General features: G+C 41.6%; 28 protein-coding genes. 8 read left to right on the top strand and 20 right to left on the bottom strand.

Going from position 1 to position 26,822, the window contains the following annotated elements; all coding sequences use genetic code 11:
* The first annotated feature begins 31 nt into the window (after nt 1–31).
* Together gpmA and IGI41_RS01035 are read left to right on the top strand one after the other, a co-directional pair.
* The gene (gene gpmA / locus IGI41_RS01040) at nt 32–718 is read left to right on the top strand and encodes a 2,3-diphosphoglycerate-dependent phosphoglycerate mutase (RefSeq protein ID WP_430610766.1); all 687 of its coding nucleotides are present in this window, start codon (nt 32–34) and stop codon (nt 716–718) included.
* Between the two features lie 116 nt (nt 719–834).
* The gene (locus IGI41_RS01035) at nt 835–1,482 is read left to right on the top strand and encodes an SGNH/GDSL hydrolase family protein (protein ID WP_430610764.1); all 648 of its coding nucleotides are present in this window, start codon (nt 835–837) and stop codon (nt 1,480–1,482) included.
* A gap of 29 nt (nt 1,483–1,511) precedes the next feature.
* Here IGI41_RS01035 and IGI41_RS01030 read toward each other — a convergent pair whose 3' ends face one another.
* The 14 genes from IGI41_RS01030 to IGI41_RS00965 all read right to left on the bottom strand — a co-directional run bounded on the left by IGI41_RS01030 (nt 1,512) and on the right by IGI41_RS00965 (nt 15,043).
* Nucleotides 1,512–2,699 (bottom strand): iron-containing alcohol dehydrogenase, encoded by a 1,188-nt coding sequence (locus IGI41_RS01030; protein WP_430610763.1) that lies wholly within the window; start codon nt 2,697–2,699, stop codon nt 1,512–1,514.
* Between the two features lie 113 nt (nt 2,700–2,812).
* The gene (gene deoD / locus IGI41_RS01025) at nt 2,813–3,517 is read right to left on the bottom strand and encodes a purine-nucleoside phosphorylase (RefSeq protein WP_430610761.1); all 705 of its coding nucleotides are present in this window, start codon (nt 3,515–3,517) and stop codon (nt 2,813–2,815) included.
* A gap of 21 nt (nt 3,518–3,538) precedes the next feature.
* Nucleotides 3,539–4,357 (bottom strand): purine-nucleoside phosphorylase, encoded by an 819-nt coding sequence (locus IGI41_RS01020; RefSeq protein WP_430610760.1) that lies wholly within the window; start codon nt 4,355–4,357, stop codon nt 3,539–3,541.
* Nucleotides 4,358–4,367: 10 nt separating this feature from the next.
* Entirely contained in the window at nt 4,368–5,534 is a 1,167-nt protein-coding gene (gene deoB, locus IGI41_RS01015; protein WP_430610759.1) for a phosphopentomutase, read from the bottom strand.
* A complete protein-coding gene (locus IGI41_RS01010) occupies nt 5,527–5,730 on the bottom strand; it encodes a hypothetical protein (protein ID WP_430610757.1) in 204 nt (67 codons plus the stop codon). The genes deoB and IGI41_RS01010 overlap by 8 nt, the downstream gene beginning before the upstream one ends.
* The gene (locus tag IGI41_RS01005; protein WP_430610755.1) at nt 5,702–6,655 is read right to left on the bottom strand and encodes an ABC transporter permease; all 954 of its coding nucleotides are present in this window, start codon (nt 6,653–6,655) and stop codon (nt 5,702–5,704) included. The genes IGI41_RS01010 and IGI41_RS01005 overlap by 29 nt, the downstream gene beginning before the upstream one ends.
* Entirely contained in the window at nt 6,655–7,806 is a 1,152-nt protein-coding gene (locus IGI41_RS01000) for an ABC transporter permease (protein ID WP_430612665.1), read from the bottom strand. Before IGI41_RS01000 ends, IGI41_RS01005 begins: the two co-directional genes overlap by 1 nt.
* The gene (locus IGI41_RS00995; RefSeq protein ID WP_430612663.1) at nt 7,799–9,340 is read right to left on the bottom strand and encodes an ABC transporter ATP-binding protein; all 1,542 of its coding nucleotides are present in this window, start codon (nt 9,338–9,340) and stop codon (nt 7,799–7,801) included. Before IGI41_RS00995 ends, IGI41_RS01000 begins: the two co-directional genes overlap by 8 nt.
* Nucleotides 9,341–9,547: 207 nt before the next feature.
* A complete protein-coding gene (locus tag IGI41_RS00990; RefSeq protein WP_430610754.1) occupies nt 9,548–10,666 on the bottom strand; it encodes a BMP family lipoprotein in 1,119 nt (372 codons plus the stop codon).
* Between the two features lie 62 nt (nt 10,667–10,728).
* On the bottom strand, nt 10,729–11,127 hold the full coding sequence (locus tag IGI41_RS00985) for a cytidine deaminase (RefSeq protein ID WP_430610753.1): 399 nt from the start codon (nt 11,125–11,127) through the stop codon (nt 10,729–10,731).
* A gap of 46 nt (nt 11,128–11,173) precedes the next feature.
* Nucleotides 11,174–11,836, bottom strand: a complete 663-nt coding sequence (deoC, locus tag IGI41_RS00980; RefSeq protein ID WP_430610752.1) for a deoxyribose-phosphate aldolase — start codon at nt 11,834–11,836, stop codon at nt 11,174–11,176.
* 14 nt (nt 11,837–11,850) lie between these two features.
* Nucleotides 11,851–13,152, bottom strand: coding sequence for a pyrimidine-nucleoside phosphorylase (locus IGI41_RS00975; protein ID WP_430612661.1), 1,302 nt, complete (start codon nt 13,150–13,152; stop codon nt 11,851–11,853).
* A 123-nt stretch (nt 13,153–13,275) separates the two neighbouring features.
* Nucleotides 13,276–14,295 (bottom strand): LacI family DNA-binding transcriptional regulator, encoded by a 1,020-nt coding sequence (locus IGI41_RS00970; protein WP_430610751.1) that lies wholly within the window; start codon nt 14,293–14,295, stop codon nt 13,276–13,278.
* 142 nt (nt 14,296–14,437) lie between these two features.
* Nucleotides 14,438–15,043 carry a class I SAM-dependent methyltransferase gene (locus tag IGI41_RS00965; RefSeq protein ID WP_430610749.1) on the bottom strand — a complete coding sequence of 202 codons (606 nt, stop codon included), beginning with the start codon at nt 15,041–15,043 and terminating at the stop codon, nt 14,438–14,440.
* Nucleotides 15,044–15,328: 285 nt separating this feature from the next.
* Here IGI41_RS00965 and coaA point away from each other — a divergent pair, with 285 nt between their 5' ends.
* The 5 genes from coaA to IGI41_RS00940 all read left to right on the top strand — a co-directional run bounded on the left by coaA (nt 15,329) and on the right by IGI41_RS00940 (nt 21,962).
* Nucleotides 15,329–16,252 carry a type I pantothenate kinase gene (gene coaA, locus IGI41_RS00960; protein ID WP_430610747.1) on the top strand — a complete coding sequence of 308 codons (924 nt, stop codon included), beginning with the start codon at nt 15,329–15,331 and terminating at the stop codon, nt 16,250–16,252.
* A gap of 78 nt (nt 16,253–16,330) precedes the next feature.
* On the top strand, nt 16,331–17,896 hold the full coding sequence (gene guaA, locus IGI41_RS00955; RefSeq protein ID WP_430610745.1) for a glutamine-hydrolyzing GMP synthase: 1,566 nt from the start codon (nt 16,331–16,333) through the stop codon (nt 17,894–17,896).
* 477 nt (nt 17,897–18,373) lie between these two features.
* Nucleotides 18,374–19,219: a hypothetical protein gene (locus IGI41_RS00950; RefSeq protein ID WP_430610743.1), complete on the top strand. Its 846-nt coding sequence runs from the start codon at nt 18,374–18,376 to the stop codon at nt 19,217–19,219.
* Between the two features lie 778 nt (nt 19,220–19,997).
* The gene (locus tag IGI41_RS00945) at nt 19,998–21,023 is read left to right on the top strand and encodes an LLM class flavin-dependent oxidoreductase (RefSeq protein WP_430610741.1); all 1,026 of its coding nucleotides are present in this window, start codon (nt 19,998–20,000) and stop codon (nt 21,021–21,023) included.
* Between the two features lie 96 nt (nt 21,024–21,119).
* Nucleotides 21,120–21,962, top strand: a complete 843-nt coding sequence (locus tag IGI41_RS00940; RefSeq protein ID WP_430610738.1) for an aldo/keto reductase — start codon at nt 21,120–21,122, stop codon at nt 21,960–21,962.
* On the opposite strand, the gene IGI41_RS00935 is transcribed toward IGI41_RS00940, so the two are convergent.
* Nucleotides 21,948–22,193, bottom strand: coding sequence for a hypothetical protein (locus IGI41_RS00935; protein WP_430610736.1), 246 nt, complete (start codon nt 22,191–22,193; stop codon nt 21,948–21,950). The two genes, IGI41_RS00940 and IGI41_RS00935, sit on opposite strands and share 15 nt — an antisense overlap.
* A 41-nt stretch (nt 22,194–22,234) precedes the next feature.
* Between IGI41_RS00935 and IGI41_RS00930 the strand changes: the two genes are divergently transcribed.
* On the top strand, nt 22,235–22,885 hold the full coding sequence (locus IGI41_RS00930; RefSeq protein ID WP_430610734.1) for an SDR family oxidoreductase: 651 nt from the start codon (nt 22,235–22,237) through the stop codon (nt 22,883–22,885).
* A 251-nt stretch (nt 22,886–23,136) separates the two neighbouring features.
* On the opposite strand, the gene IGI41_RS00925 is transcribed toward IGI41_RS00930, so the two are convergent.
* Genes IGI41_RS00925 through IGI41_RS00905 form a run of 5 tightly spaced genes read right to left on the bottom strand, consistent with a single transcriptional unit; the run spans nt 23,137 to nt 26,694 of the window.
* Entirely contained in the window at nt 23,137–23,736 is a 600-nt protein-coding gene (locus IGI41_RS00925) for an alpha/beta hydrolase (protein ID WP_430610732.1), read from the bottom strand.
* A gap of 19 nt (nt 23,737–23,755) precedes the next feature.
* Nucleotides 23,756–24,358, bottom strand: a complete 603-nt coding sequence (locus tag IGI41_RS00920) for a flavin reductase family protein (RefSeq protein ID WP_430610730.1) — start codon at nt 24,356–24,358, stop codon at nt 23,756–23,758.
* A gap of 25 nt (nt 24,359–24,383) precedes the next feature.
* Nucleotides 24,384–25,280, bottom strand: coding sequence for a VOC family protein (locus tag IGI41_RS00915; protein WP_430610728.1), 897 nt, complete (start codon nt 25,278–25,280; stop codon nt 24,384–24,386).
* Between the two features lie 13 nt (nt 25,281–25,293).
* Nucleotides 25,294–26,256: a ring-cleaving dioxygenase gene (locus IGI41_RS00910; protein WP_430610727.1), complete on the bottom strand. Its 963-nt coding sequence runs from the start codon at nt 26,254–26,256 to the stop codon at nt 25,294–25,296.
* A gap of 15 nt (nt 26,257–26,271) precedes the next feature.
* Entirely contained in the window at nt 26,272–26,694 is a 423-nt protein-coding gene (locus IGI41_RS00905; RefSeq protein WP_430612659.1) for a MarR family winged helix-turn-helix transcriptional regulator, read from the bottom strand.
* Nucleotides 26,695–26,822 lie beyond the last annotated feature (128 nt).

Raw genomic sequence — 26,822 nt, 5'->3', positions numbered from 1 at the left:
AAAATATCGACTATCTAAAGGAGAGTTTTACATGCCAAAATTAGTATTTTCTCGTCATGGACTAAGCGAATGGAACAAATTAAACCAGTTTACAGGTTGGGCTGATGTTGATCTAGCGCCAGAAGGTGTCGAAGAAGCAATCGAAGGCGGACGTAAAATCAAAGAAGCTGGCATCGAATTTGATGTAGCTTATACATCTGTATTAACTCGTGCCATCAAAACTTGCAACTACATTTTAGAATATTCGGATCAACTTTGGGTACCAACCATCAAATCTTGGCGCTTGAACGAACGTCACTATGGTAAATTACAAGGTTTAAACAAGAAAGAAACTGCTGAAAAATATGGTGACGAACAAGTACACATCTGGCGCCGTTCATATGACGTATTGCCTCCATTGATGGAAGCGACTGATGAAGGTTCAGCTGCAAATGATCGTCGTTATGCGATGCTTGATCCTCGCGACGTACCTGGCGGAGAAAACTTGAAAGTAACGCTAGAACGTGCATTGCCTTTCTGGCAAGATGAAATTGCCCCAGCATTGAAAGATGACAAAACTGTTTTAGTTGCTGCACACGGTAACTCATTACGCGCATTGGCAAAACACATCGAAGGCATTTCTGATGAAGATATCATGGATCTTGAAATCCCAACTGGACAACCACTTGTTTATGAATTGAACGATGATTTAACAGTTGCGAAAAAATACTATTTATAAAATTTTCCACTATGACTGTTTCACCCTTTGGGTGAAGCAGTTTTTTTAATGTCTTTTCTACCTCTGCTGTTTTATAATAGATTTTAGATTGAAAGCGTGTACGAAAGGAAGATTTTATGAAAATTCAGCAAAAAGATACATGGTTATTTTTAGGCGACAGCATCACTGATTGTGACCGAGACCGCCAAAATCCATTCGATTTAGGACATGGCTTTGCACAGATGACCGCTGAGCAATTAACCCATCTTTACCCTGATAGCCACTTCACTTTTTATAACCGTGGCATTGGAGGCAATCAATCCCACGATGTGTTGGCACGATTACAAGAAGATTGTCTTGATTTGACACCCGATGTCGTGGTGTTTTTGATTGGGATCAATGATACTTGGCATCATGTGGGCGATGCTGATTTTGGTACAGCTTATCGCGCCCAACGTTTTGAAGAAACAGTTCGTCAGATAGTAGCAAAAATCACCGAAAGCGGAATTACCCGAATTCTCTTATTAGAGCCTTTTCTCCTACCCTATCCCGCAGATCGCAAGACGTGGCGCATTGATCTAGACCCAAAAATCCACATTATACGTCAGCTTGCAGCAGAATACCATTGTCAATTGGTGCCGTTAGATGGCTTATTTGCTGAAGCTGCCGTAGCACAAGGACCACAAGCATTGACTGGTGAAGACGGTGTACATCCGACAATGACAGGACATCAATTGATCACACACGCCCTGCTTGCACGCTTGACTTATGCGGAAGAAACCTAAAAAAGCCACTCCTTAAGGAATGGCTTTTTTTATAGATAGCTAGAAGGTGTTAATGCATCTTGGTAAATAGCGACTATATCATCGACACGTAATGGTACATAGGCACTTTTACTGATTGAACTAAATGCCACAGCTTGTTGCGCCATTTCCTCGAAATGCTGATCGTCTTTGATCCCGACTTCTGGTAAAGTCATCGGAATCCCGCAAGATTCAAAGAAGTCATAGAGTTTTTGAATACCCATACGTGCTGCAATGTCTGACACTGACTCTTGGACCCCAAAGACTTCCCGTGCAAAACGTGCCAACTTGGGTGCTGTTTCTTCATTCAAGACATGCAGCATCCAACGAGGAGTCAAGATCGCCAAGCCAATGCCGTGGGTAATATCATAGAATGCACTCAATTCATGCTCCATTGGATGACAAGACCACGCACCGCCTTTTCCACTACCAGTCAGTCCATTTAACGCCAAGGTACTTGCCCACATCAAATTTGCCCGTGCATCATAGTCATCTGGTGTTTCTAACGCAATCGGTAAATTCTTGATGACAGCTTTCATCAATCCTTCTGATACCCCATCTTGAACATCCGTTTGTGCTGTCGTGCTGAAATAATTTTCAATCAAGTGGCTCAAGATATCAGCTGAACCTGCAGCTGTTTGATACCGACTCACGCTGAAAGTTGTCGTTGGATCCAAGAAAGAGACTTTCGGCAAAAAGTTTGGTCCATGGACGCCTAATTTTTGCTTGGTTTCCAAATTAGAAATCACCGCACCACGGTTCATTTCACTTCCCGTAGCCGCCAATGTTAAAATCGTGACCAAAGGAATCGTGCTGCCTTGATAACTGCGGCTTAAGACAAGCTCCCACGGTTCTTGGTCGCTGTGGGCTGCGCCAGAGATCACTTTACTGCAGTCAATAACCGAGCCGCCACCAACAGCCAAAATCACATCGATATGCTTATCCCGGCAGAGCTTCGCCCCTTCACGTACAGTATCGATCCGCGGGTTCGGATCAACACCAGATAATTCAGTCACTTGGTTCTGGTTTTCTGTTAATTGCTGCATAATCTCAGCATATAGCCCATTCTTTTTGATACTTCCGCCGCCATAGACCAATAAGACATTTTTCCCAAAGGTATTTAAAACTGCTGGCAATTCGTTTAATCGATCTTTACCAAAGCGAATATCCGTACTCACATGAAACGTAAAATTGTTCATCTTATCCTCTCCTTCATTTCATTCTTCTTTCATTAAACCACTTTTTGGTAAAAGTGCAACTTCCACAAATCAAAAAAACCTGCCTCAATAGGCAAGTTCTTTTGATTGATCATCTAAGCAATGGCTGTTTCCAATCCAACTTTGATCATGTCATTAAATGTGGTTTGCCGCTCTTCTGCCGTTGTTTCTTCACCTGTAATAATATGATCACTAACAGTACAGATCGCTAGGGTTTGAACATGGAACTTCGCGCCTAAGTAATACAAAGCAGCAGCTTCCATCTCAACACCCATTACACCTAGTTCTGCTAGTTGCAGTGTTTCAGTCATATCATCCTTATAAAATGTATCTTCAGACAAAATATTCCCCACATGGGTAGTAAAGCCAGAAGCTGTAGCTGTTTCATAGGCTTTACGTAGTAAATCAAAGTCAGCAATTGGTGGAAAATGAAAACTTTGGAAGTTTTTAGCTACCATTGATGAACTTGTTGCTGCTGCTTGGGCAATCACTAAATCCCGCACATGGACATCTTTTGAGATTGCGCCGCAAGTACCGACACGAATCAATTTTTTCACACCATAAGAATTGATCAATTCATGGGCATAAATCGTGGCTGATGGCATCCCCATCCCTGTCCCTTGTACAGAAACACGTTCGCCTTTGTACACACCAGTGTAGCCTAACATTCCTCGAACATTGTTATAACAAATTGGATCTTCTAAAAATGTTTCTGCAATGTATTTGGCCCGCAGGGGGTCGCCTGGCAATAAAATCTTATCCGCAATTTCACCAGCTTTGGCTTCGATATGAACACTCATTCTTTTCTCTCCCTTACCTCTTTATAAAACAGCTAGCGTTTCTTTGATCAACGCTTTAAATTCTGCCTTCACTCGTTCAGTCGTTTCAACAACCTCTTCATGATTCAAGCTTGCTTGCATGCCAGCTGCAAGGTTTGTGATGCAAGAAACACCTAACACCTTCAAGCCACTATGAACAGCCACGATCACTTCCGGAACTGTCGACATCCCAACAGCATCTGCACCGATCGTACGAGCAAATCGAATCTCCGCTGGTGTTTCATAGGTTGGACCAGAAAAGCCCATATAGACGCCCTCTTTTAAGTGCAGCCCTTTCGCCGCCCCAACTTCTTTGGCTGCGTTGCGGTAATCGATATGATACGCTTGACTCATATCTGGGAAACGCGGTCCCATAGCTTCATCATTTGTCCCAACCAGCGGGTTGGCCCCCATAAAGTTGATTTGGTCGGTGATCAACATCAAATCGCCTGGTTGGAAAGATTCATTGACTCCGCCGCACGCATTGGTCACCACTAGAGAATGTGCCTTCAAGGCAGCCATCACACGAACTGGATAAGTGACAGTCTGCATAGAATGTCCTTCGTAATAATGGAACCGGCCTTGCATCGCCAAAACTTTTTTACCTGCCAATGTACCATACACCAACTGTCCAGCATGACCAACGACTGTCGACACTGGGAAATGCGGAATATCGTTGTAGGGCAAGATGATTGGATTGTCGATCTCATCGGCTAACTCACCTAGGCCTGAGCCTAAAATCAAACCAAATTCAACCTCACCGACACCACTTTCTTTGATAAATGCTGTTGTTGCCTGTAATTTCTCTTGCAATGTTGTCATCTCTTCACCTCTAATTTAAATGATTTAAAAAGCTTTTGCCATTTTCTGTTGCAGCTACGCCAAAGTTTTCAGCGATCGTTGCAGAAATATCTGCATAATGGCCTTGAGGCAGCGCCCCTTGACCTTTGAATTGTTTGCTGTACGCCAATAAAGGAACGTATTCTCTGGTATGATCCGTTCCTGGGAAGGTTGGATCATTTCCGTGGTCCGCTGTAATCAAGAGCAAGTCATCTTCTCCCATGGCATCTAAAATTTCTGGGATCCGCAAATCAAAATCTTCGATGGCATGCGCATAGCCCACAACATCACGTCGATGGCCGTACAACGCATCAAAATCAACAAGGTTGGTAAAGCTCAATCCGGTAAAATCTTGTTTCATCACATGCAATAATTGATCGACACCATCCATGTTGCTCTTTGTCCGTACCGAATCAGTGATGCCTTGTCCATTGAAAATATCGTTGATTTTACCGACAGCGATCACATCTTTACCCGCATCTTTCAGTGAATCTAAAACGGTTTGACCAAATGGATCAAGGGCATAATCGTGACGATTGCTGGTCCGTGTGAAGTTGCCTGGTTCGCCTACATAAGGACGGGCAATGATCCGACCAATCATGTAAGGTTCATCTTTGGTAATATCACGAACATACTGGCAAATTCGATACAGTTCTTCTAATGGAATGATCTCTTCGTGGGCAGCAATTTGCAGTACTGGGTCTGCTGAAGTATACACGATCAAGTCGCCTGTTTTCATTTGATGTTCACCAAAATCATCGATGACGGCTGTGCCTGAATAAGGCAAGTTGCAGACTACTTTGCGGCCCGAAAAATCTTCGATTTGTTTCAACAATTCATCCGGAAAACCTTCTGGAAATACGCGGAATGGTTTTTGGATATTCAAGCCCATGATTTCCCAGTGACCAGTCATGGTATCTTTTCCAACAGAGATTTCTTCTAGTTTAGTGGCATATCCTTGATGGTCCGAAATATTTTTTACCCCTTCTAGCGGTCTGATTGTGCCTAAACCAAGTTGTTCTAAATGGGGAATCGTCAACCCAGCTTCTTTGGCAATATGTCCTAATGTATCTGAACCCACATCACCAAAATCTGCGGCATCAGGTGCTTCACCGATTCCGACTGAGTCCATGACGATCAAGTGTATCCGTTTAAACATAACTATTCCCTACTTTCTTTTTTGTTTTCATTACTATCATACTAAATTCAAGCAAAAAATGCTGAACTGCTTGTTTATTCAAGATGCCGATTTCAAAAAACGATAGAAAAAGGGCAGGACACAGCAACACATTCATGTCCCATAGCCCCACCCTTTCATACTGAAAATTATTTAGATTTAATGTAATTCTTCCCATTTGCTTTCGGACCAGCGGCTTTTCCAAGGAAAAGAACCAAGACAATGATCGTCAATGCATATGGTGCTGCTTGCAGATAAACAGCTGGGATCGAAGAAATCAATGGTAGTTGGCCACCTACGATACTGATGTTTTGAGCGAAACCAAAGAAGATCGCCGCCCCCATCGCACCAAGCGGATTCCATTTTCCAAAGATCATTGCCGCCATCGAAATAAATCCTTGACCGGCGATCGTAGTCACCGCAAAACGTCCAGCAATCGATTGTGCAAACAATGCGCCACCCATACCACCAAGGAAACCTGAGATCAACACACCCGAGTAACGCATGGCATACACGTTGATGCCTAATGTATCAGCGGCTTGTGGATGTTCTCCGACTGAACGCAACCGCAACCCGAAGCGTGTTTTGAAAATCACGAACCACGCAATAATTGAGATCAAAATCGCAAAATATGCTGGCAAGAAGGTTTGATTAAAGAAAATCGGCCCGATGATTGGAATGTCTTTCAATACCGGAAAGTTGAAATACCCTAATGTTCGTTGGATATTGTCTGTTTGGCCTTTATTATAAATGGCTTTTACCAAGAAGACCGCCAAGGCTGGCGCCATCAAATTCATCACCGTACCACTGATAATATGATCCGCGCGGAAATTGATCGTTGCCACTGCATGAAGTAGTGAAAAGACCATCCCTACTAGGCCACCAACGAGCATCCCGAGCCATGGTGTCCATGCACCAAATTGTGTTGCAAATTCAATATTGAAAACGATCGAACTGAAGGCACCCATCACCATGATTCCTTCAAGCCCTACGTTAACGATCCCGCTTCTTTCAGAGAAGACGCCGCCTAGTGCGGTCAGTATCAATGGAGAAGCATAAATCAACGTTTGTGTAACGATGGAAGAAATTAAACTAATATTCATTAGATGGTTCCTCCTTCCTGATCTTGATTATTTGGTTTGGCTTCTATGTCTTGGACGATAGCTACTTCTTTTTTGCCATCAAATACTTTCGCCAATACAAAACGAATCACGAAGCTAATAGCAACGAAGAAAATAATGATCGCGATGTTGACATCAACCAATTCAGATGGAATACCTGCAAATTGCATCCCTTGTCCGCCAAGTTTCAATATACTGAACAAGAGTGCCGACAAAAGAATACCGACAGAAGAGCCGCTACCAAGCAGCGATACCGCCATTCCGTCAAATCCGATACTCAAGGATGACCCTTGAACAAAGAAGTTCTCGAATGTACCTAAACCTTGAACGACCCCGCCAAGTCCAGCCAATGTACCAGAAATGATCATAGAAATGATGATCGTACGTTTACTGCTCATCCCAGCATATTCTGACGCACTCGGGTTCAATCCGACCGCCCGAATCTCATAACCTAATGTGGTTTTTTTCATTAAGAACCAAATCAATACTAAGAAAATCAACGCCAAGAAAATACCTAAGTTCAAGCGAGAATTGTTGGTCAAGTTTGCCAAGAATGGCGTTTGCAATGATGCATTGTCCCCAACCATTTTGGTGACCCCTTTGGTCGTGATCATTGATTCATTCATCACATTGTTGACCAAATGATTCCCGGTATATAATAAAATATAGTTCATCATGATCGTCACGATCACCTCACTGGTTCCAAAGAATGCTCTTAGAAAACCAGGAATAGCAGCAGCAACTGCACCGCATAGCGCACCGACAATAATTGCCAGCGGCAAGACAACCAATCTAGGTGCATCAGGCATTGCCAAAGCAACCCATATACTTGCGACCCAACCAGCCAACGCTTGGCCAGAAAGCCCGATATTGAAGAAACCGGCTGAATTCGCCACTGCAAATCCTAGTGCCGTAAAAATCAACGGGGCCGCTGTAACAAAAATCTCACCAATATTGCGGGCATTGATCCCACCTGTTTGCGCATTGACAAACACGGTCTTGAACATTTGTTGATAACCTAGGATCGGGCTGTACCCAAAGGCTGCCATAATGATGCCGCCTATAATGAAACCTAACAACACGGCAATGATCGGTACAAGGATATTGCGTAATTGTGTTTTGCGATTATTCAACAGAACCACCTACTTCCTCCATTTGCAACTCGCGTCTGGCTTCTTCTAAAGAATAGCCAGCCATCAACAAGCCCAACTCTTTTTCTGATGTTTCTTTCGGATCAACAACACCGACGATTTCACCAGCATGGATTACAGCGATGCGATCTGATACATTCAAAATCTCATCTAGCTCAAAGCTGACCAGTAAGACAGCTTTCAATTTATCTCGTTGTTCAATCAAACGTTTATGAATAAACTCAATAGCACCCACATCTAATCCACGGGTTGGATTGGCCACGATCAATAAGTCAGGATCACGGCTGATTTCTCTCGCAATGATGGCTTTTTGTTGGTTCCCGCCAGAGAGCGCCTTTGCCGGAACGATTTCATTGACCGTCCGAACATCGAACTCTTTGATCAGGTCCCGTGCGAACTCATTGATTTCACCATAATCTAAGACCCCATAATTGCTTAATGGTTTTTTGTAATACGTTTGTAAGGCGATATTCTCAGAGAGCATCATATCTAATACTAACCCAAACTTATGGCGATCTTCTGGTACATGACCGACACCAGCTTCGGTTACTTTCCGTGGTTTGAAGTTGGTGATATCATCACCATTCAACAACACTTTACCACTTTCGACTTTTCTCAAACCAGTAATGGCTTGCAGCAATTCTGATTGTCCATTGCCATCGATACCGGCGATGCCCAATACCTCTCCGGCACGAACCTCTAAACTCAAGTTCTTGACAGCTTCCAATCCGCGGTTTTCTTTAACGACCAAGTTTTCAACAGATAAAACGACTTCTTTAGGCGTTGCTGCTTTCTTCGGTGTTTTGAAGGAAACGGAACGACCAACCATCATATCAGCCAATTGTTGTGAACTGACATCTTTGACATTGACAGTACCAATACATTGTCCACGCCGAATAACGGTGCATCGATCTGCGACAGCCTTGATCTCATCTAATTTGTGGGTGATCAAAATAATTGATTTCCCTTCTCGGACTAAACCACGCATGATCGTGATCAACTCGTCGATTTCTTGCGGCGTCAATACCGCTGTCGGCTCATCAAAGATCAACACATCGGCACCGCGATACAATGTTTTCAAGATTTCTACCCGTTGTTCCATGCCGACTGAGATATCTCTCACGTAAGCATCTGGATCAACGGACAGCCCATACTGCTCAGACACTTTTTTGATCTCCGCGCGGGCTTTTTTACGATCCAAGAATCCAAGACGATTGGGTTCGCTGCCTAAGATAATATTCTCAGTGACTGTAAAGGCATCGACCAACATAAAATGCTGATGGACCATGCCGATCCCTAACTTATTCGCAGCAGTCGGACTGGTTACGGCTACTTTTTGACCGTTCATCCAGATTTCCCCAGATGTTGGCTCCAATAACCCTGACAACATATTCATCAAGGTTGACTTGCCCGCTCCATTTTCACCAAGCAGTGCATGGATCTCGCCTGGCTTTACTTGCAAGTTGACATCGTCATTGGCTTTGAATGTTCCAAACTCTTTGGTGATATGACGCATTTCTACAACATATTTTTCCTCAGCCAAATTTCTCACATCCTTACTTTCTAATTCGCTTCGCTTTCGATTGCGTATCCTATGAATAATGGCTATTGCTTTGGATATTACTATCCTCATGAAAACCAGAAGCTTTCATCAAGACAGTATCATGATCAATAGAATGATCTTGCCCTATCATAGGGCAAGATCACCACAGAATGACTGCTTTTAGTCTTCTGGTGTTTCAGGAACTTCTACTTTACCGTCGATTACATCTTGTTTTGCTGTTTCGATTGCTGCTTTGGCATCATCAGAAAGGAAACCTTCAGTAATGTCCACGCCGCCATCTTTCAAACCATAAACAATATGTTCGCCGCCAGGGAAGTTATCTTCTAAAGCACGTGTTGAGATATCTTGTACAGCTGCGCCTACACCTTTAAGTGTTGAAGCCAATGTGAAGTTGCCGTCTGTACCATCAGCTGATGTAAAGACACCTTCATCTTGTTGATCGCTATCTACACCGATAACCCATACTTTTTTGTCTTCAAGATCAGCATCGCTCAATTGTTCGTTGATTGCTTTGGCCTCTTGGAAGACACCTGCACCAGTACCGCCTGAAGCATGGAAGATAACATCCGCGCCGCCTTGGTACATTGAAGCTGCTAATGCTTTCCCTTTAGCAGGATCACCGAATGATGCTGCGTATTGAGGATCTACTGTGATATCTTTACCTAAAATCTCAGCTGCATCTTGAACACCTTTAATGAAACCAGCTTCAAAACGGTCGATCACGACGCCTTCTTCACCACCGATGAAACCGACTTTGTTTGTTTTTGTTGTATATGCTGCTGCAAAACCAGCAAGGTACGCTGCTTCATTGTCTTTAAATGTTGCTGAGACAACGTTGTCTTTGCCTTCGATGACATCATCAATGATCCCAAATTGTGTATCAGGGTTTTGGTCTGCTGCTGCTGAGATCGCATCTTTCAATAAGTAACCTACACCAAAAATTGTTTTGAAACCATTTTGAACGGCACCATTTACATTTGTTGTATATTCAGACGCTTCGTTTGATTGGACATAGTCATAACCGCCAACACCGCGGGCAATACCATGTTCTTCACCCCATGCTTCCAATCCTTCCCAAGCTGATTGGTTGAATGAGCGGTCATCAACACCACCGATATCCGTAACGATCGCTACACTATGTGCTGCATCTGTTGATCCTTCAGCTGCACTGCCGCCAGTTGAATCTGTTGAACCTGAGTTCCCGCCGCCGCAAGCACCTAGTAATGTTAAACCAGCTACTGCAACAATCCCTAAACTAAATAATTTTGCTTTTTTCATTGCTGTAAAGCCCCCTAAAATATAGTTTTTTTCAACAGCCGCATCGACTGAATGAACATGGTTTATAAATCTTTGTTGGTGAAATAATACGGCAGCAATTCGCCGACCGTGGTTTCTTTGGTCACACCATCATCACCGACTAAAGTAACAGGCATCGTTGGTTCGCAAAACTCGACCATCACCTGACGACAAGCACCACATGGCGAAATCGGTTCAGGCGTGTGCCCAGCCACAACAAGGTGGTCAAAGTCTTTTTCGCCTTCTGAAATAGCTTTAAAAAATGCAGTCCGTTCGGCACAATTGGTTAATCCAAAAGATGCATTTTCGATATTGATTCCTTGATAAACAGTCCCGCTTTTCCCTACCAAACAAGCACCAACAGGAAACTTGGAGTAAGGTACGTAGGCTTTGTCTAAAGCCGCTACGGCTGTTTCGATCCATTCTTTTTTTACTGTTGTCATCGTCTTCCTCGCTCTATGCATATTTTTCTGGCAGAAAGAGACTTAATCAATAGCCGCCGCCAGTTGAACCTGTGACGATTGCTACACTTGCGCTTGTACCTAAACGATTTGCACCGGCTTCAACCATCGCTACCGCCTCTGCTTCATTATGAATACCACCAGAAGCTTTCACACCCATTTCTGGTCCTACCGTTTCACGCATCAAACGAACATCTTCGATCACTGCACCACCAGTTGAGAAACCTGTCGACGTTTTCACGAAGTCGGCGCCAGCAGCTTTCGCTAATTCACACGCTTTGACGATTTCTTCATTGTCTAACAGGGCTGTTTCAATAATGACTTTCACCAATGCTTTGTCTTTGGCAGCTGTTACTACTGCTTCGATATCCGATTGAACTTTTTTATATTGTTTTGATTTCAATGCGCCGATATTGATGACCATATCGACTTCATCTGCACCATTATTGATTGCATCTGTTGTTTCATAGGCTTTGACTTCTGAAGTATTCGCGCCTAAAGGAAAACCGATCACTGTACAAACTGCTGTAGGTTCACCTTTTAATTGTTCCGCTGCAAAAGCCACCCATGTTGGATTGATGCAGACTGAGTAGAAGTGATAGGTTTTAGCCTCTTCAATGATACGCAGGACATCTTCTTCACTGGCGTCAGCTTTCAATATTGTGTGGTCGATCATCCGATTCAATTCCATTCTTTATTCGCTCCTTATTCTGTAATCATGTCATGGATCAGCGGCGGTTCTACGCCTGCTTCACCAATCTCGATATTTTTTTCGATCAAAGCAATAACATCATCGATTGCTTCAGTGTTGCTGTAAATAGTCAAAAGAGATTCCCCTTCGCTGACTGCTTCACCGACTTTTTTGTGTAACTTGATCCCTACTGCATGATCGATATCTTCTTCTTTTGTTTTGCGGCCAGCCCCTAGCATCATGGCTGCGATCCCTAATTCATTGGCGACTAATTTAGTCACAACGCCACTTTTTTTCGCTGGCAGTTCAATTTCATACTGCGCAGTCAACAATTTACTAGGCTCATCCACCACTGAGGCGTCGCCTCCTTGATTCGTGATCATTTCTCGAAACTTAGACAATGCCTTTCCTGAACGAAGGGCTTCTGACAACATTTGCCGTGCTTCCTCGATAGAATCAGCTTTCTTCGCCAAGACGACCATTTGACTGCCCAACACGTAACACATTTCAGTTAAATCTTCTGGTCCATTCCCTTGCAATGTTTCGATTGCTTCCACTACTTCTAGGCTATTGCCAATTGCTTCACCCAATGGTTGTGACATATCTGAAATGACAGCCATTGTTTGTCGGTGGGCCAATTTGCCGATTCGAACCATTGTTTTTGCCAAACGTTTGGCATCGTCAATGTTCTTCATAAAGGCGCCATCCCCCGTTGTCACATCTAAGACGATCGCATCTGCACCAGCCGCGATTTTTTTACTCATGATCGAGCTGGCAATCAATGGGATCGAGCTGACTGTTGCTGTCACATCCCGCAAAGCATACAATTTTTTGTCTGCTGGTGCCAAATCACCAGATTGACCAATCACTGCCATTTTGCTTTCGTTGACTAAACGGATAAATTCTTCTTCAGGGATTTCGATTTTGAAACCTGGAATGGATTCTAATTTGTCCAAAGTTCCACCGGTATAGCCTAGTCCACGTCCGGACATTTTGGCTACTGGCACACCAACGCTGGCAACTAGCGGCGCTAAAATCAAGGTTGTTGTATCTCCAACGCCCCCGGTTGAGTGCTTGTCTACTTTGATTCCTTCAATTGATGAAAGGTCGATCACTTCACCAGAATTCGCCATTGCCAAAGTCAGATTTGTGATTTCTTCATCAGTCATATCTACATAGTAAATAGCCATCAACAAGGCACTCATCTGATAATCTGGGATACTTCCGTCAGTATACGCAGTTACAATGTAGTCAATTTCTTCCTTCGTTAATGACTTGCCGTCACGTTTCTTTTCAATTAAATCCACCATTCGCATCGAAATGACCCTCGCTTCCTCTAACATTATACAATAATTTCCTCACGGGTAAACCACTTTAGTAAAACAGTTTACTAAATATCGTGAAGGTATGAAAACACTTACAAGAAGAAATATACCGCATTATTCCTTGCTTGTCAATGTTTGCACGCTCTCACGAATAATTAATTTTGTATCAAAAATCTTATTTGGAATTCGCCTAGTTGGGAATTCAATGGCATCCACTAAAAATTTGGCTGCGGTAAAACCAATTTCAAAGGTTGGCTGCATCACTGTCGTCAATGGCGGTGTAATATACTCAGAAAGTTTTAAGGCATCAAAACCAACAACAGATATATCTTCGGGTACTTTTTTGCCTGCTTCATAGATGGCTTGGTAACAACCGATCGCCATCGCATCATTGCCGCAAAAGAAGGCAGTGATTTCTTTATACTTCAATAAAGATTTGGTGGCCTCATACCCCCCGGATACCGTCAGTTCAGCACTTTCGACATAACGCCCTTTAAAAGGAAGCTGGTGATCCTTCAAAGCATGGCGATAGCCGTTGAACCGTTCTTCTAGTTGATAATAGCCGGTACTTTCTTTCAACATACCGATATTCCGATGGCCATTTTCGATCAAATAGCTGACTGCTTGATAAGCACCTTCATATTCTTTCACGATCAGGCGGCCGTTGTCACGCTGATTGATACCACGGTCAACAAGAATAATAGGGCGATCATCAAAGAAGCCACTCTTTAAAGAATATTCTTCCGGCAGCAAATGCGGCGTAGCCAACAAAATACCGTCAACTGAACGGTGGGACAATTCATTCAAATACTGGATTTCTTTGTCTTGACTATGACGAGAGTTGCATAACACCAGCATGTAGCCTAACGGATTAAAGTAACTTTCTGCCCCTTCAATGATTTTAGAAAAAAAGAAATCCGTCACATCAGGTACGATCATACCGATCGTCTTAGAATGGCGGTTGATTAGATTTGAAGCAAAAAAATCCGGCTTATAATGATATTTATTCACGATATCTAATACTCGTCTACGGGTCTCTTCACTGAAGCGGCTGCCTTTGTTGTTTAGAATCTGGGAAACCGTAGTGACCGATACACCTGCCATTTCGGCAATCTGTTTGATTGTCATTTTCATACTTCTCACCTCTCTTGCCTAAAGTGTAGCAAATTTTACACCAAAAAAATAGCACCCTTTGTTGCGCTATCCTACTTTCTTTTTTTCGCTCACATGAACATGTTCATTTTAAGATCGCCAAACGAAAAAAGTATCAAAGCGGCTAGGCCTCTTTGATACTTTGAATAATATAATATCCTTTATCCTTCTTGATGATCTCAGCATTGCCAAAAGTTTCTTGCATTTTCTTCTGAGCGCTCGGCGCACCTTGTTTCTTTTGGATCACGATCGTCAGGGTACCGTCGACCTTTAGTAATGGATAAGCACCTGTCAAAATCTCATGCACGACATCTTTCCCCGCACGAATCGGCGGATTGCTGAGAATTGCAGCATATTCTTTTTGGTTCAATGTATCATAGATATTTGACTGATGGACATCCACTTGTTCAATACCATTTCGTTGGGCATTGCCCTTGGCTAAATCTACCGCCCGCTGATTGATATCGATCATTTCCACCGGTCTTTGACTCGCATAAGCCAACGACAACCCCACCGGTCCGTAGCCACAGCCAACGTCTAACAAAGTGCCTTCTGGCAGATCCTGCCATGTAAAACTGTCGATCAAGACACGGGAACCATAATCGACTGTGTCTCGAGAAAACACACCGCTGTCGGTGACAAACTGAAATACCTTGCCTTTTAATTCAAATGACCACTGTTCAAAGTCGTGGGCTGTGTCCGGGTTTTCTGTATAATAATGATTACTCATTGTCATTTCCTTTCTATATGCAACTATTTTTGCTTCGATGCAAAGGAAGCTTTTCCCCTCCATCATACCGAAAATCTGCTAGATGTAAACTCTCCTTCGTGAAATCTCTGAAAAGTTTCTTTTTTTTGTATGCTTAGTGGAGATTTTTGGGTCTTTTTTAGTGGAAGCTGTCTTTTATATGGTAAACTATTTTCGAACAGAAGCAAATCGCCACCCTGATGTGTGGGCAGATTGCCGATGACCGGTTTGACCTCGTTGAACCGCGATGTAAAGAAGGAGCCTATTATGCAAGAAACCATGAATTTTTACCAAATTCCCCGCGAGCAATGGCAAGGTTTTTATACCAACGGCATGATGCCATTTACCCAAGAAGAATTGGACAACATTAAAAGTCTGAATGACCGGATCTCTGTTCAAGACGTTGAAGATGTCTACGTACCACTATGCCATTTGATTCACCTATATATGAAAGAATTTGAATCATTGACTTTAAGCAAAGGACTCTTTTTGCACCGCTATGTTAAAATGCCGCCATTTATCATTGGTATTGCCGGAAGTGTAGCTGTTGGTAAAAGTACCACTGCCCGTCTAGTTCAAAACTTGTTGGGTCGTCTATTTCCTCGTCGAAATGTCCAATTGATCACCACAGATGGTTTTTTATACCCAAATGAAGTCCTCGAGGATAAAGGGATTTTGGATCGTAAAGGCTTCCCAGAAAGTTATGACATGGAGGCATTGATCAACTTCTTGAATGCAGTGAAGTCTGGCGAACCAGACATTCACATTCCCGTTTACTCTCACGAAGTCTACAATATTATCCCTAACGAATTTGACACCATCAGTCAACCAGACATTCTGATCGTTGAAGGGATCAATACATTGCAATTGCCTGCCAATCAGCAGATTTATATCAGTGATTTCTTTGACTTCTCGATCTTTGTCGATGCACAACCTGAGTTGATCGAGAAATGGTATCTTGAACGATTTGAATCACTTTTGGACACAGCTTTCCAAGATCCAAGCAATTATTATTATCAATATGCCATTGGCGACCGCAAAGCAGCCATTAAAATGGCAAAAGACGTATGGAAAAATGTGAATTTAAAGAATTTACATGAGTATATCTTGCCTACACGCAGTAGAGCCGATATAATTCTTCATAAAACCAAGCACCATTTGATCGATGAAGTGTTCTTACGCAAGTATTGATCGCTTCCTTTTGTAGTATGCTGTTGAAAAGGATTTTCCTTTTTTCAATAAAAATTAAAAGAATTGAGGTAATTTATTGTGACAAACGTTGACAACTTGCCAAACGTCGAAAAAATTATCGTACTCGATTACGGTAGCCAGTACAACCAACTGATTACGCGCCGCATTCGTGAGTTCGGTGTTTTCTCTGAATTATTGAGCCACCGCATTACCGCTGAAGAAGTAAAGGCGATGAACCCGAAAGGTATCATTCTTTCAGGTGGACCAAATAGTGTCTATGACGAAAACTCTTTCGGTATTGATGAGAAAATTTTTGAACTAGGCATCCCAGTTTTGGGTATCTGTTACGGTATGCAGTTGATTACTTATAAATTAGGCGGCAAAGTAGAGCCTGCCAAAAACCGCGAATACGGCAAAGCAGAATTAGAAGTAACATCTTCTGATGCTGCTTTATTCCAAAACACACCAGATAAACAAACTGTTTGGATGAGTCATGGTGACTTAGTAACAGCTGCTCCAGCTGGCTTTGATGTCGTTGCCACCAGCAAAGACTGTCCGATTGCATCCATTCAAAATGCGGAACGCAAGATGTATGGTATCCAATTCCACGCTGAAGTCCGCCACTCTGAGTACGGCAATGACCTATTGCGCCACTTTGCTATCGATGTTTGCCAATGTACCGGTGATTGGACAATGGATAACTTTATCGATATGGAAGTTGCCAAAATCCGTGAACAAGTCGGTGACAAGAAAGTCTTACTTGGCCTTTCTGGCGGTGTCGATTCATCCGTAGTCGGTGTGCTTTTACAAAAAGCCATCGGTGATCAATTGACTTGTATTTTCGTTGACCATGGTTTATTGCGTAAAGGTGAAGGCGAACAAGTGATGGAGAGTTTAGGCGGCAAATTCGGCCTAAATATCATTAAAGTCGATGCCAAAGAGCGTTTCATGTCTAAATTAGCTGGTGTGTCTGATCCAGAGCAAAAACGCAAAATCATCGGGAACGAATTTGTCTATGTCTTTGATGATGAAGCAACGAAATTAGCTGGTGAAGAAGGGGTTTCTTTCTTAGCACAAGGCACGCTTTATACAGATGTCATTGAATCAGGAACAGAAACAGCCCAAACCATCAAATCACACCATAATGTGGGTGGTTTACCTGAAGATATGCAATTCAAATTGATCGAACCATTAAATACGCTATTCAAAGATGAAGTCCGCGAATTAGGAACCCAACTGGGTATGCCTGACAGCATCGTTTGGCGCCAACCATTCCCTGGCCCTGGTTTAGGTATTCGTGTCCTGGGTGAATTGACGGAAGAAAAATTAGAAATCGTCCGTGATTCAGACGCCATCTTAAGAGAAGAAATCGCCAATGCTGGTTTAGACCGCGACATCTGGCAATACTTCACTGTCTTACCTGGTATCCGTTCCGTGGGTGTCATGGGAGATGGCCGGACTTATGATTATACAGTAGGTATCCGCGCAGTCACTTCCATCGACGGCATGACCGCTGACTTTGCTCGTATCCCTTGGGAAGTCTTGCAAAAGATCAGTGTTCGGATCGTGAACGAAGTTGCACACGTCAATCGGATCGTGTATGACATTACGAGCAAACCACCTGCTACTGTGGAGTGGGAATAGAATCATATACTATACGCGCCATTAAAACTATATTTAACAGCTAAATAATTCAGACTTCACTTTAACATGTGATGTTTCCCTACCAAAAAAGCTTGTTTACACAAACGTAAACAAGCTTTTTTTCTATCCATCTATTATGTTTAAGTTCCATTTTCTCTATACACTATACCAAGAACATGTTTTTATCTAATTTATCGTTAATAATTATTTTTTTTGATCAAAACAACGCGTTTATCATATATAATAATATTGTCATCTCAGATTCTAACCTAGCCATTCATCATCACTAATATGAAAGTATAAAAAGCTTGTCTTTTTCCCACATTGCAAACGGATCCACCAAAAATCCTAAACATTCACTAAATATAAAACAATTTCCCAAAAGAAGTCCATACTATTTCTCCACCTTTCTCTTATATAATTACATACTTTAGTTGTTTGATTCGTATTAAAAAAAAGATAATAAGAGGTGCTAATATGAAAGATAATCAACTTTTAAAAAAACTCAGGATTGAAAGAGGCGTCTCCCAGCAAAATTTAACACAAAATATATCTAACAGAAACACCCTTAGTAGTTACGAGACAGATGGGACATCTATGAAATTTCATCTACTGCACCAATATTTGAACAAATTGAATGTTTCATTTGATGAATTCATATTATCCAGCCAAGATACTGTGAGCACAAAACAAAAGATAGCGACCCAATTAGAAACACTTTATTATAAGCAAGATTTCGAATTATTAGGAAAACAAATAAAAGAACTTGAACAATTATACGATACTACGAATGACTTTTTTTATTTTCATTTAATCGGTCAATATAAATTAGCTTTGGACAAATTAGATATTTTATTGCTTAGTTATGCTGAAAAAAAATTGTTAAAAAATACTTTCCAGTCTTATTTAAATAAAATAGAAACTTGGGGTAGGTTTGAATCAACAATTTTCATAAATGTTATGCATCTTTTTGAAACAGATTACATTATCCTTAATCTAAACTCCATTGAAAAAAAAATAAATACTTATAGACTTATTTTTCAGAAAAATCGTTTGATAGAAAAAATGTATATCAATTCTTTAATCCTCTTTGCGGAAAGAAACGAAATAGAATTTATGAGAAAAATACTAGATGCTTTTATCCACTTTGTATCAAGTGATGATTTAAGAAGTAAAGTCCTCATTCTTTTTTTTGAAGGCTTGATAACAAATGATAAGGATAAAACAACCGAAGCGTTGAATTTACTGAAAAGATTTGAAATGACATTCCATTATCATTTTTTATCGAATTTATTGAAAGCAAAAGCAAGTTCTGAGTACTAGTTTCCACATATATTTATTTTCCCATATACATTAAAAACATCGTAGATAAAATCAATAAACAAACTAGAAGGTAAGCTTTAGAAACTATTGAAGCTTTTTTAAACTTATCCAACAGTGTATATGCGCTTACCAAATAAACAAAAGTTAATATGAAATAATCTGGATACTCTTTGTGTTGCATTAGAAGCATTAACAACAGTAATAAAAATAATGAAAAAATAATAGTATAGTATGTGTTAAATTTCTTCATATAAAGGACTCCCTATTGATTTAAACGAATATATTCTAAGAATTCTTCCGTAATATTATTTTAACAAGGCAATCTGCTTTTCTATTTTTTTGCATATTTTTTCGGCGTCTCCTAACGAAGCTTCCCCAAAAAGTCAGACTAGAAAATCTCATTGTAACAGTTCTATACTCACTTCTTTTCTTCATACCACAGAAGATGCTTCTCTTTTAACTATCCTTTTAAGATACGCGCATCTTTCATCATCAACATAGTTAACAATACAGCTTACCTAAGCCCATCGTGTAGAACGACTATGAATCGACCAATCTTTAACAAAAAATTCTCACTACTTTAGCTTTGGCCGAATTTCCATGATAAAAGAATCCTCCACTATCCGCGAAAACCCAAAGACCGACACTCAATTTATATCAAAACAACCCTTATCAAAATAGCGAGAACAATTAGTCGATTATTCTTACAAAAAGTAGTAGACTATTTTTAACTTATTAAAAGTAAGTTCTATGATTATTTCTCAGGAGGGTATAGATCATGAAAAAAATCGGCTTTCTAAGTTTTGGGCATTGGATGGACAAAGGATCACTTGTTAAGACTGCAAAGGATGCATATATTCAATCAATTGAACTAGCAATCGAAGCTGAAAAAATCGGTATTGATGGCGCATTCTATCGCGTGCATCATTTTGCGGATCAAATTGGATCACCTTTTCCTCTTCTTGCCGCTATTGGTGCAAAAACCAGCAAAATCGAAATTGGCACAGGTTTGATTGATATGCGCTATGAAAATCCTTATATGATGGCAGAAAATGCTGGGTTAACAGATATCATTACTCAAGGAAGGGTACAACTAGGCGTAGGACGTGGTTCACCTGAACAAGTGTTAGATGGTTGGAAATACTTTGGGTATGATTATAGCGAAGAAGAAATGAAAGAAGTTGCCCGTCAACGAACCATAGAATTCTTATCATTACTCGAAGGTACACGCTTTGCAGAACAAAATCCTCAACCTATGTTCCCACAAGCACCTGGAAAATTACGGATCGAACCATTTTCTGAAGGGTTGCGCCAAAGAATTTGGTGGGGTGCTGGTTCACAGCAAACAGCCGTTTGGGCTGCGCAACATGGAATGAATTTGCAGTCCTCCACTTTAGTAAACTACGAAACCAAAGAACCTTTCCACATTCAACAAGCAAAACAATTGCGTGCCTACAAAGAAGCATGGAAAAAATCCGGTCATGATTTTGCGCCTAGAACATTGGTTACTCGCTCCATTCAACCAATTACGACTGACTTAGATCGCCAACTATTTGGCCATCAGGGGGACGATGCAAAATACGACCAAGTTGGGTTTCTTGCCTATCATCAAAATCCAACGATTTTTGGCAAAACTTTTGCTGGTGAACCTGACAAGATCATCAAAGAATTGGCAACTGATGAAGCGATCAAAGAAGCGGATACGGTATTGATCACGATTCCAAATACATTAGGTGTTGAATACAATATGCACTTGCTTGAAACAATCGTGAAGGATATCGCACCTGATTTGGGCTGGCGCTAATCGATATCCCACTCATCAAAGCATCATGCGTACTGTTTGTCGCATAATCACGCTATACTATAAGTGGTTCATATCATTATTAGGAGGTGTTTCTTCATGAAACAGTTAAAATTAAACAATGGACAAATGATTCCTCAGTTAGGCTTAGGGGTATTTAAAGTTCAAGATGCAAACGACTTAAGACGTTCCGTGACCGACGCGCTAAAAAGTGGTTATCGTCATTTCGACACAGCAGCAATCTACCACAATGAAGCTTGGCTAGGTGAAGCGTTGGCTGAAAGTGGTATAAAACGTGAAGAATTGTTTATTACGTCTAAAGTTTGGAACAGCCATACGACCTATGAGGATACCATTACGGCTTTCCATGAATCATTAAAGAAACTACAGACTGATTATTTGGATCTCTATTTGATCCATTGGCCAAGCGAAGGATACAACGAAAAATGGCGGGCCATGGAAAGTTTGTATGCTGAAGGTTTGATTAAATCGATCGGTGTTTCAAATTTTGAAAAACCACACATAGAAAAATTGTTGACGACTGCGAAAGTTAAGCCCGCCATCGATCAAGTTGAAACACATCCTTACTTTCAACAAAAAAAATTACATGACTATTTAAAAAGTTTGGATATCGCTCACGAGGCTTGGGGCCCACTTGGGCAAGGCAAAGGACATGTTTTAGAAGATCCTACATTGGCTAAAATCGCGGATGCCCACAACAAGAGTATTGCACAAATCATTCTACGTTGGCACTTGCAACGTGATATTGTTGTGATTCCAAAATCGATCCATACTGAACGTATCGCGCAAAATATTGATGTCTTTGACTTCACATTAACTGACGAAGAAATGACCCTCATCTCAATGATTGATAAAAATCAACGGGGTTCTGGTGATCCTAACGATACTGAATGGTTGAAAGAATCATTAAACAGGAATTGATTTTTCCCTTGCTTTTACGCAACCGCCTGCAACGACCAATTGTACACAGTCGCCTATTGATTTTACTTTGCTCACTAAAAAAAGTTTTTTTCGAGAAGTAGTTGCACTAAGTAAAATCCAGTCATTTTGAGATGGAGCAGCTGCTATCATTTGTAAGCTATTGGGATGCGTGCTATGCTTTTGATAACACACTTGTAGGAAAATAGGATGATTTTTTGGTTTAAAAGCCACTATATCTCCTATTTTATCCAATCAAACAAAGGAGAATGACGATGAAAGTTTTATTTATTGGTGCATATGGAAAAGTCGGTCAACATTTTGCAGATCAGATTAAGGACCATCCCCAAATTAAAGAGAAGGCTTTGATCAGAAACCCTGACCAAGTTCCTTTCTTTGAAGAACGAGGAATTGAGACAGTTCTACTTGATCTAGCAGCCAGCTCAATTGATACGATCGCAGAAGCTGCCAAAGAGGTTGACGCAATTGTTTTCAGTGCAGGCGCTGGCGGCAAAGGATTGGAAAAAACATTCACAGTTGATTTAGATGGCGCAGTCAAAGCCATGGAAGCCGCGAAGAAAGCGGGTGTCAATCGCTTTGTCATGGTCAGCACCTTTAGGAATGATCGCGAAGAATTACTCAAACAAAATAGCTTGCAACCTTATACGATTGCCAAATACTATGCTGATGAATGGCTGCGTAGTCACACTGACCTTGATTGGACAATCGTTCATCCTGGTGGTTTGACAGATGACCCAGCCACAGGCAAAGTCAAAGTTGGTAAACGCAACGAGTTTGGTTCAATCCCACGAGGAGATGTCGCTGCAACATTGGTAGCTGTTTTAGAAAACAATGCTACGATTGGCAAAGAGTTCGAAGTGATCCACGGGGATACGGCGATTGATGAGGCGATTGGTTCTTTATAGTACATCATTCGACCGGTAACATTTAATCGTTTAACTCTTTGATTCACTCGTTTCTAGAATCAATCCACACTAGCTGTTAGGTAAGATTTACTCACTAAATCGATTAAGGTCTCTGTTATCGGGCTTATAATGTATATCTATTATTTTTCTTCACAGCTACTAGTCATATCACAAATTGAATGAGGATTCATTGACGGCCACAAACAAAAAGCCCTGCGCACTAGATTTCTCCTGTGTGCAGGGCTTTTTGTTTAGAGTTGTTCTGCTAACCATGTTTTTGACGCTTCAACTTCTTGATACGTCAATTGGTGACTCGGTGTCCAGCTATCTGTGACTTCTGCTTGGCGGTCACTAAAAATAGATCTAACATAAGCAGCATCTTCCGCTGAAACGATTGGATCATGGGTACCAAAACTCATAAAGACATGTGTTTTAGATAAATCCGGCGTCGGTAAGTACTTTACTGGATACATCGAATGATACAAAATAGCTTTGGTAAAGACCGTCGGGTGTGTCAGCAACAGTCGAATAGCGATATTGGCACCATTTGAGTACCCGACAAGCACTACGTTTTCGATGGAAAATCCGTATGTATCGGCAGCTTCTTGAATCTCTGCTGCCAAAATATCCCCCCGTTGTGCCAAATCAGCTTCATCATATATTCCTTCCGCCAATCGTTTGAAATAGCGTCGCATGCCGTTTTCCATGACTTCCCCACGAATACTGAGTAATGATGCTTCTGATGAGATGGCCCGACCAACTTCCAATAAGGAATGTTCATCGCCACCTGTTCCATGCAGCAACACCAGTACTGGTGCCTCTGGTTGTCCTGCTTGATAAATAGCCTTCATTTGCTGGAACTCCTTTCAATTAATCTGGACGTTTGATATCAAACATGTCACCAATAGTAGCATAGGTATTGCCTGCCAAACGACTGACTGCTTGTAAGCCGTTAGGATCGATTTTGCCGTCTTGATAAACGGTCTCATCAATATGATAGGCCGTGATTTGCAACAACAGCAAATCAACTTGGCTGCCCTCTAAGATAGGGACATGTTGATACAGTTTGGTTTCAAAACGAACTTTCGCTTCTTTTAAACCAAGAACATCAACCGTTGCCGACGGAACCGTCGTAAAATCAGCAACGGTCAATTCGCTTTCTCCACTTGGCAATTGGGCTGCTGCTTGATTGGCAGCAACCACATTGCTTTGATCTAATATGTGAATAACTGCTTCATTGGTCGCAATCAGATTACGTGCGGTATCTTTTGATTCCCCATTTTTGCGCTGAATGGCAATCGATAAGATAGGCGGATCAGAACTGACAATAGTAAAGAAGCTGAAAGGGGCAATATTGAGAATCCCGGTTTCAGACTGAGTGGTGACGATTGCTACTGGTCTGGGAATCACGGAACCAATCAATAGTTTATAATTTTCCCTTTGGGTCAAGCTGGTTGGATCTATTTGTCGCATAATGACTCCTTTTCCGCTAAATCCGTTAATCAATGTTTAGCTGTGGTAAATGTGCAAGAATATCTGCTCGTTGTGCTTCAAATTGCGGAGGAAGTTTTAAGGCTTCCCCTAGTGATGCCAGTGGTTCATCAACCAAAAATCCAGGTGCTTCTGTGGCAATCTCAAAAACGATTGACCCATGCTCTTGGAAATAAATCGCATGAAAGTACTGACGGTCTTTGATTTCTGTCACCCCATATTGTTGGTCATAGAGATACGCTTGCCATTCTTTTTGTGCCTCATCCGTTGGTACTGACCAGGCAATATGGTGGACTGTCCCAACACCCCACCGCCCTGCTGGTAATGCTTGATGGGGAACAACGATTTCATGATGCAATTTGCCCGTTGTTAAAAAATGACTGCTTGTTTCTGTTTTGTCGATCATTTGAAGGCCCAAATCTTGCGTCAATGTTTGAATCGTGGCTTCGGGCTGTGCGGAAAGCAGCACTGCACCATGGAAACCCAAAATATCGGGCGTATCTGCTGTTTCTTCAGCTTCTACTAAAGCTAAAGCTAAATCGTGTACATCAGCCAGTTCTAAGGTTTTTTGTTTGAACAATGTACTCTCTTGGACAGCAATACCTGCTTGATTTAAGCGTGTTTGCCAATAGTCGCTACTATCTTTGGGAATCCGAAAAGCAATACGCCCTACCTGTCCACTCCCCACACGTCCCGGATGGGCATTGGCCCATGGAAAAAAGGTGATGATCGTTCCGTTTTCGATGGCTTGGTTGCTGTAGTACAAATGGTACGTATGTGGATCGTCAAAGTTAACTGTTTGCTTCACTAGGCGCAGTCCTAGCACTTCGCGATAAAACGCGACATTTGCTTGCGGGTCACCGACAATCGCTGAAATATGATGGATATGGTCGATTGGTTGCATATGTTTTTGCTCCTTACTGACGCACGGTATTGAAAGGTGTGATCACACCCTCGATATAGTCGCGTTTATTTTCTAGAAATGGGGCTAACGATAATTTTTCGCCTAGGGTTTCATAAGGCTCATCTCCCATAAATCCTGGTTCGTCGGTAGCTAGTTCAAAGAGAATGTGCCCAATACGGACATACAATGATTCAAAGTAATAACGATCGACATAACCTGAATTGGCTAATCCCAAATTATCAAAGACTTCCTGCCAAACTGCCAACGATGCACGGTCCGCTAAACGAAAGGCCACATGGTGGACTTCACCATCCCCTTGTTGTGCTTGCGGGCTTGTTGTGTCTTCAATCAGCACGATTTGCCCACCATTACCACCTTCACCAACAGACAGTAATGCACGGTCCGCTTCTTGGGCCACTGTTTCGAAACCAAGGACATTTTCCAACAATCCCTTAAAGTCTGCAAAATAAGAAACACTGATTTCAACTGGACCTAAACCGTAAATCGCAAATTCCAAAGGTACCGGTCCTTTTTTCCAAGGTGTTCCCGCTGCAACACCTTGATTACGTTCATCCGAGATCAATTGGTAGGCTTGTTGATCAAAATCCCAAAAGCGCAATACATTTGTACCAAAAACTGTTGTAATTGCTTCATGTTTGACTGAAAATTCGTCAAAACGTTGTGCATAGTATGTCAATGCCGCATCTGATGGTACCCGGAAGCTGGTTCTCGTAATAGAATTTGTTCCTTTGCTGCCCCTTGATGTCTGTGGAAAATCAAAGAATGTCATCGTGGTTCCTGGGGTACCAATGTCATCTGCAAAATAAGTATGGTACGTATAGATATCATCTTGGTTGACGGTTTTCTTTACCAAACGCATGCCTAAAATATCGGTAAAAAAGTGATAATTTCTTTCGACATCGCTGGTCATTGCTGTTACGTGGTGTACACCTAATAATTGGTCTTGTTTTCTCATAATAGTTCCTCTTTTCTATGGTTGTGTGATTTTTCGTAAAATAGTTTTTAAATTTGCTAGTTCTTCCATACTGATTTCTCCAAAACGTTGATCGATCTGTTGGGCATGGGTAGGAAAGATGTCTTCAATCAATTTTCTACCCGGTTCTGTTAAGGAAACCAAGCTTATTCGTTGGTCTTGGTCACTTTGTTGTCTTTTGACATAGCCTTTTTTCTCTAATTGATCAATGACGTACGTGGTACTGCTGCTAGCAATCAAGATTTTCTCTTTAATTGCTTGGGTAGCTTGGGTGCCTCGATGATACAACAATTCCATGACCGAAAATTCAGTGATATTCAAGCCGTAACATCGGACATCTTTTTTGGCCATTTGTTCTAATTGATTGGCTGTCCGTAATAAACCGATGTATGCACTTAATGCTGCTTCTTGATGGGACATTTCTTTCACCTCACTTATTTCGAATTCGAGATAATAATAACTTACTTTTTGTAAGTTGTAAACAAATATGCTTTTCCTGTACACAAAAAAAGCATACTAGGCGAGAGGATTGCCGCGTATGCTTGAGA

Origin of the sequence: Enterococcus sp. DIV0876 (genome assembly GCF_050529585.1) — a bacterium.
Taxonomy (GTDB): domain Bacteria; phylum Bacillota; class Bacilli; order Lactobacillales; family Enterococcaceae; genus Enterococcus_D.
Note: the sequence above shows the minus strand (reverse complement) of the source record. Positions and strands in the feature narration are given on the sequence as shown.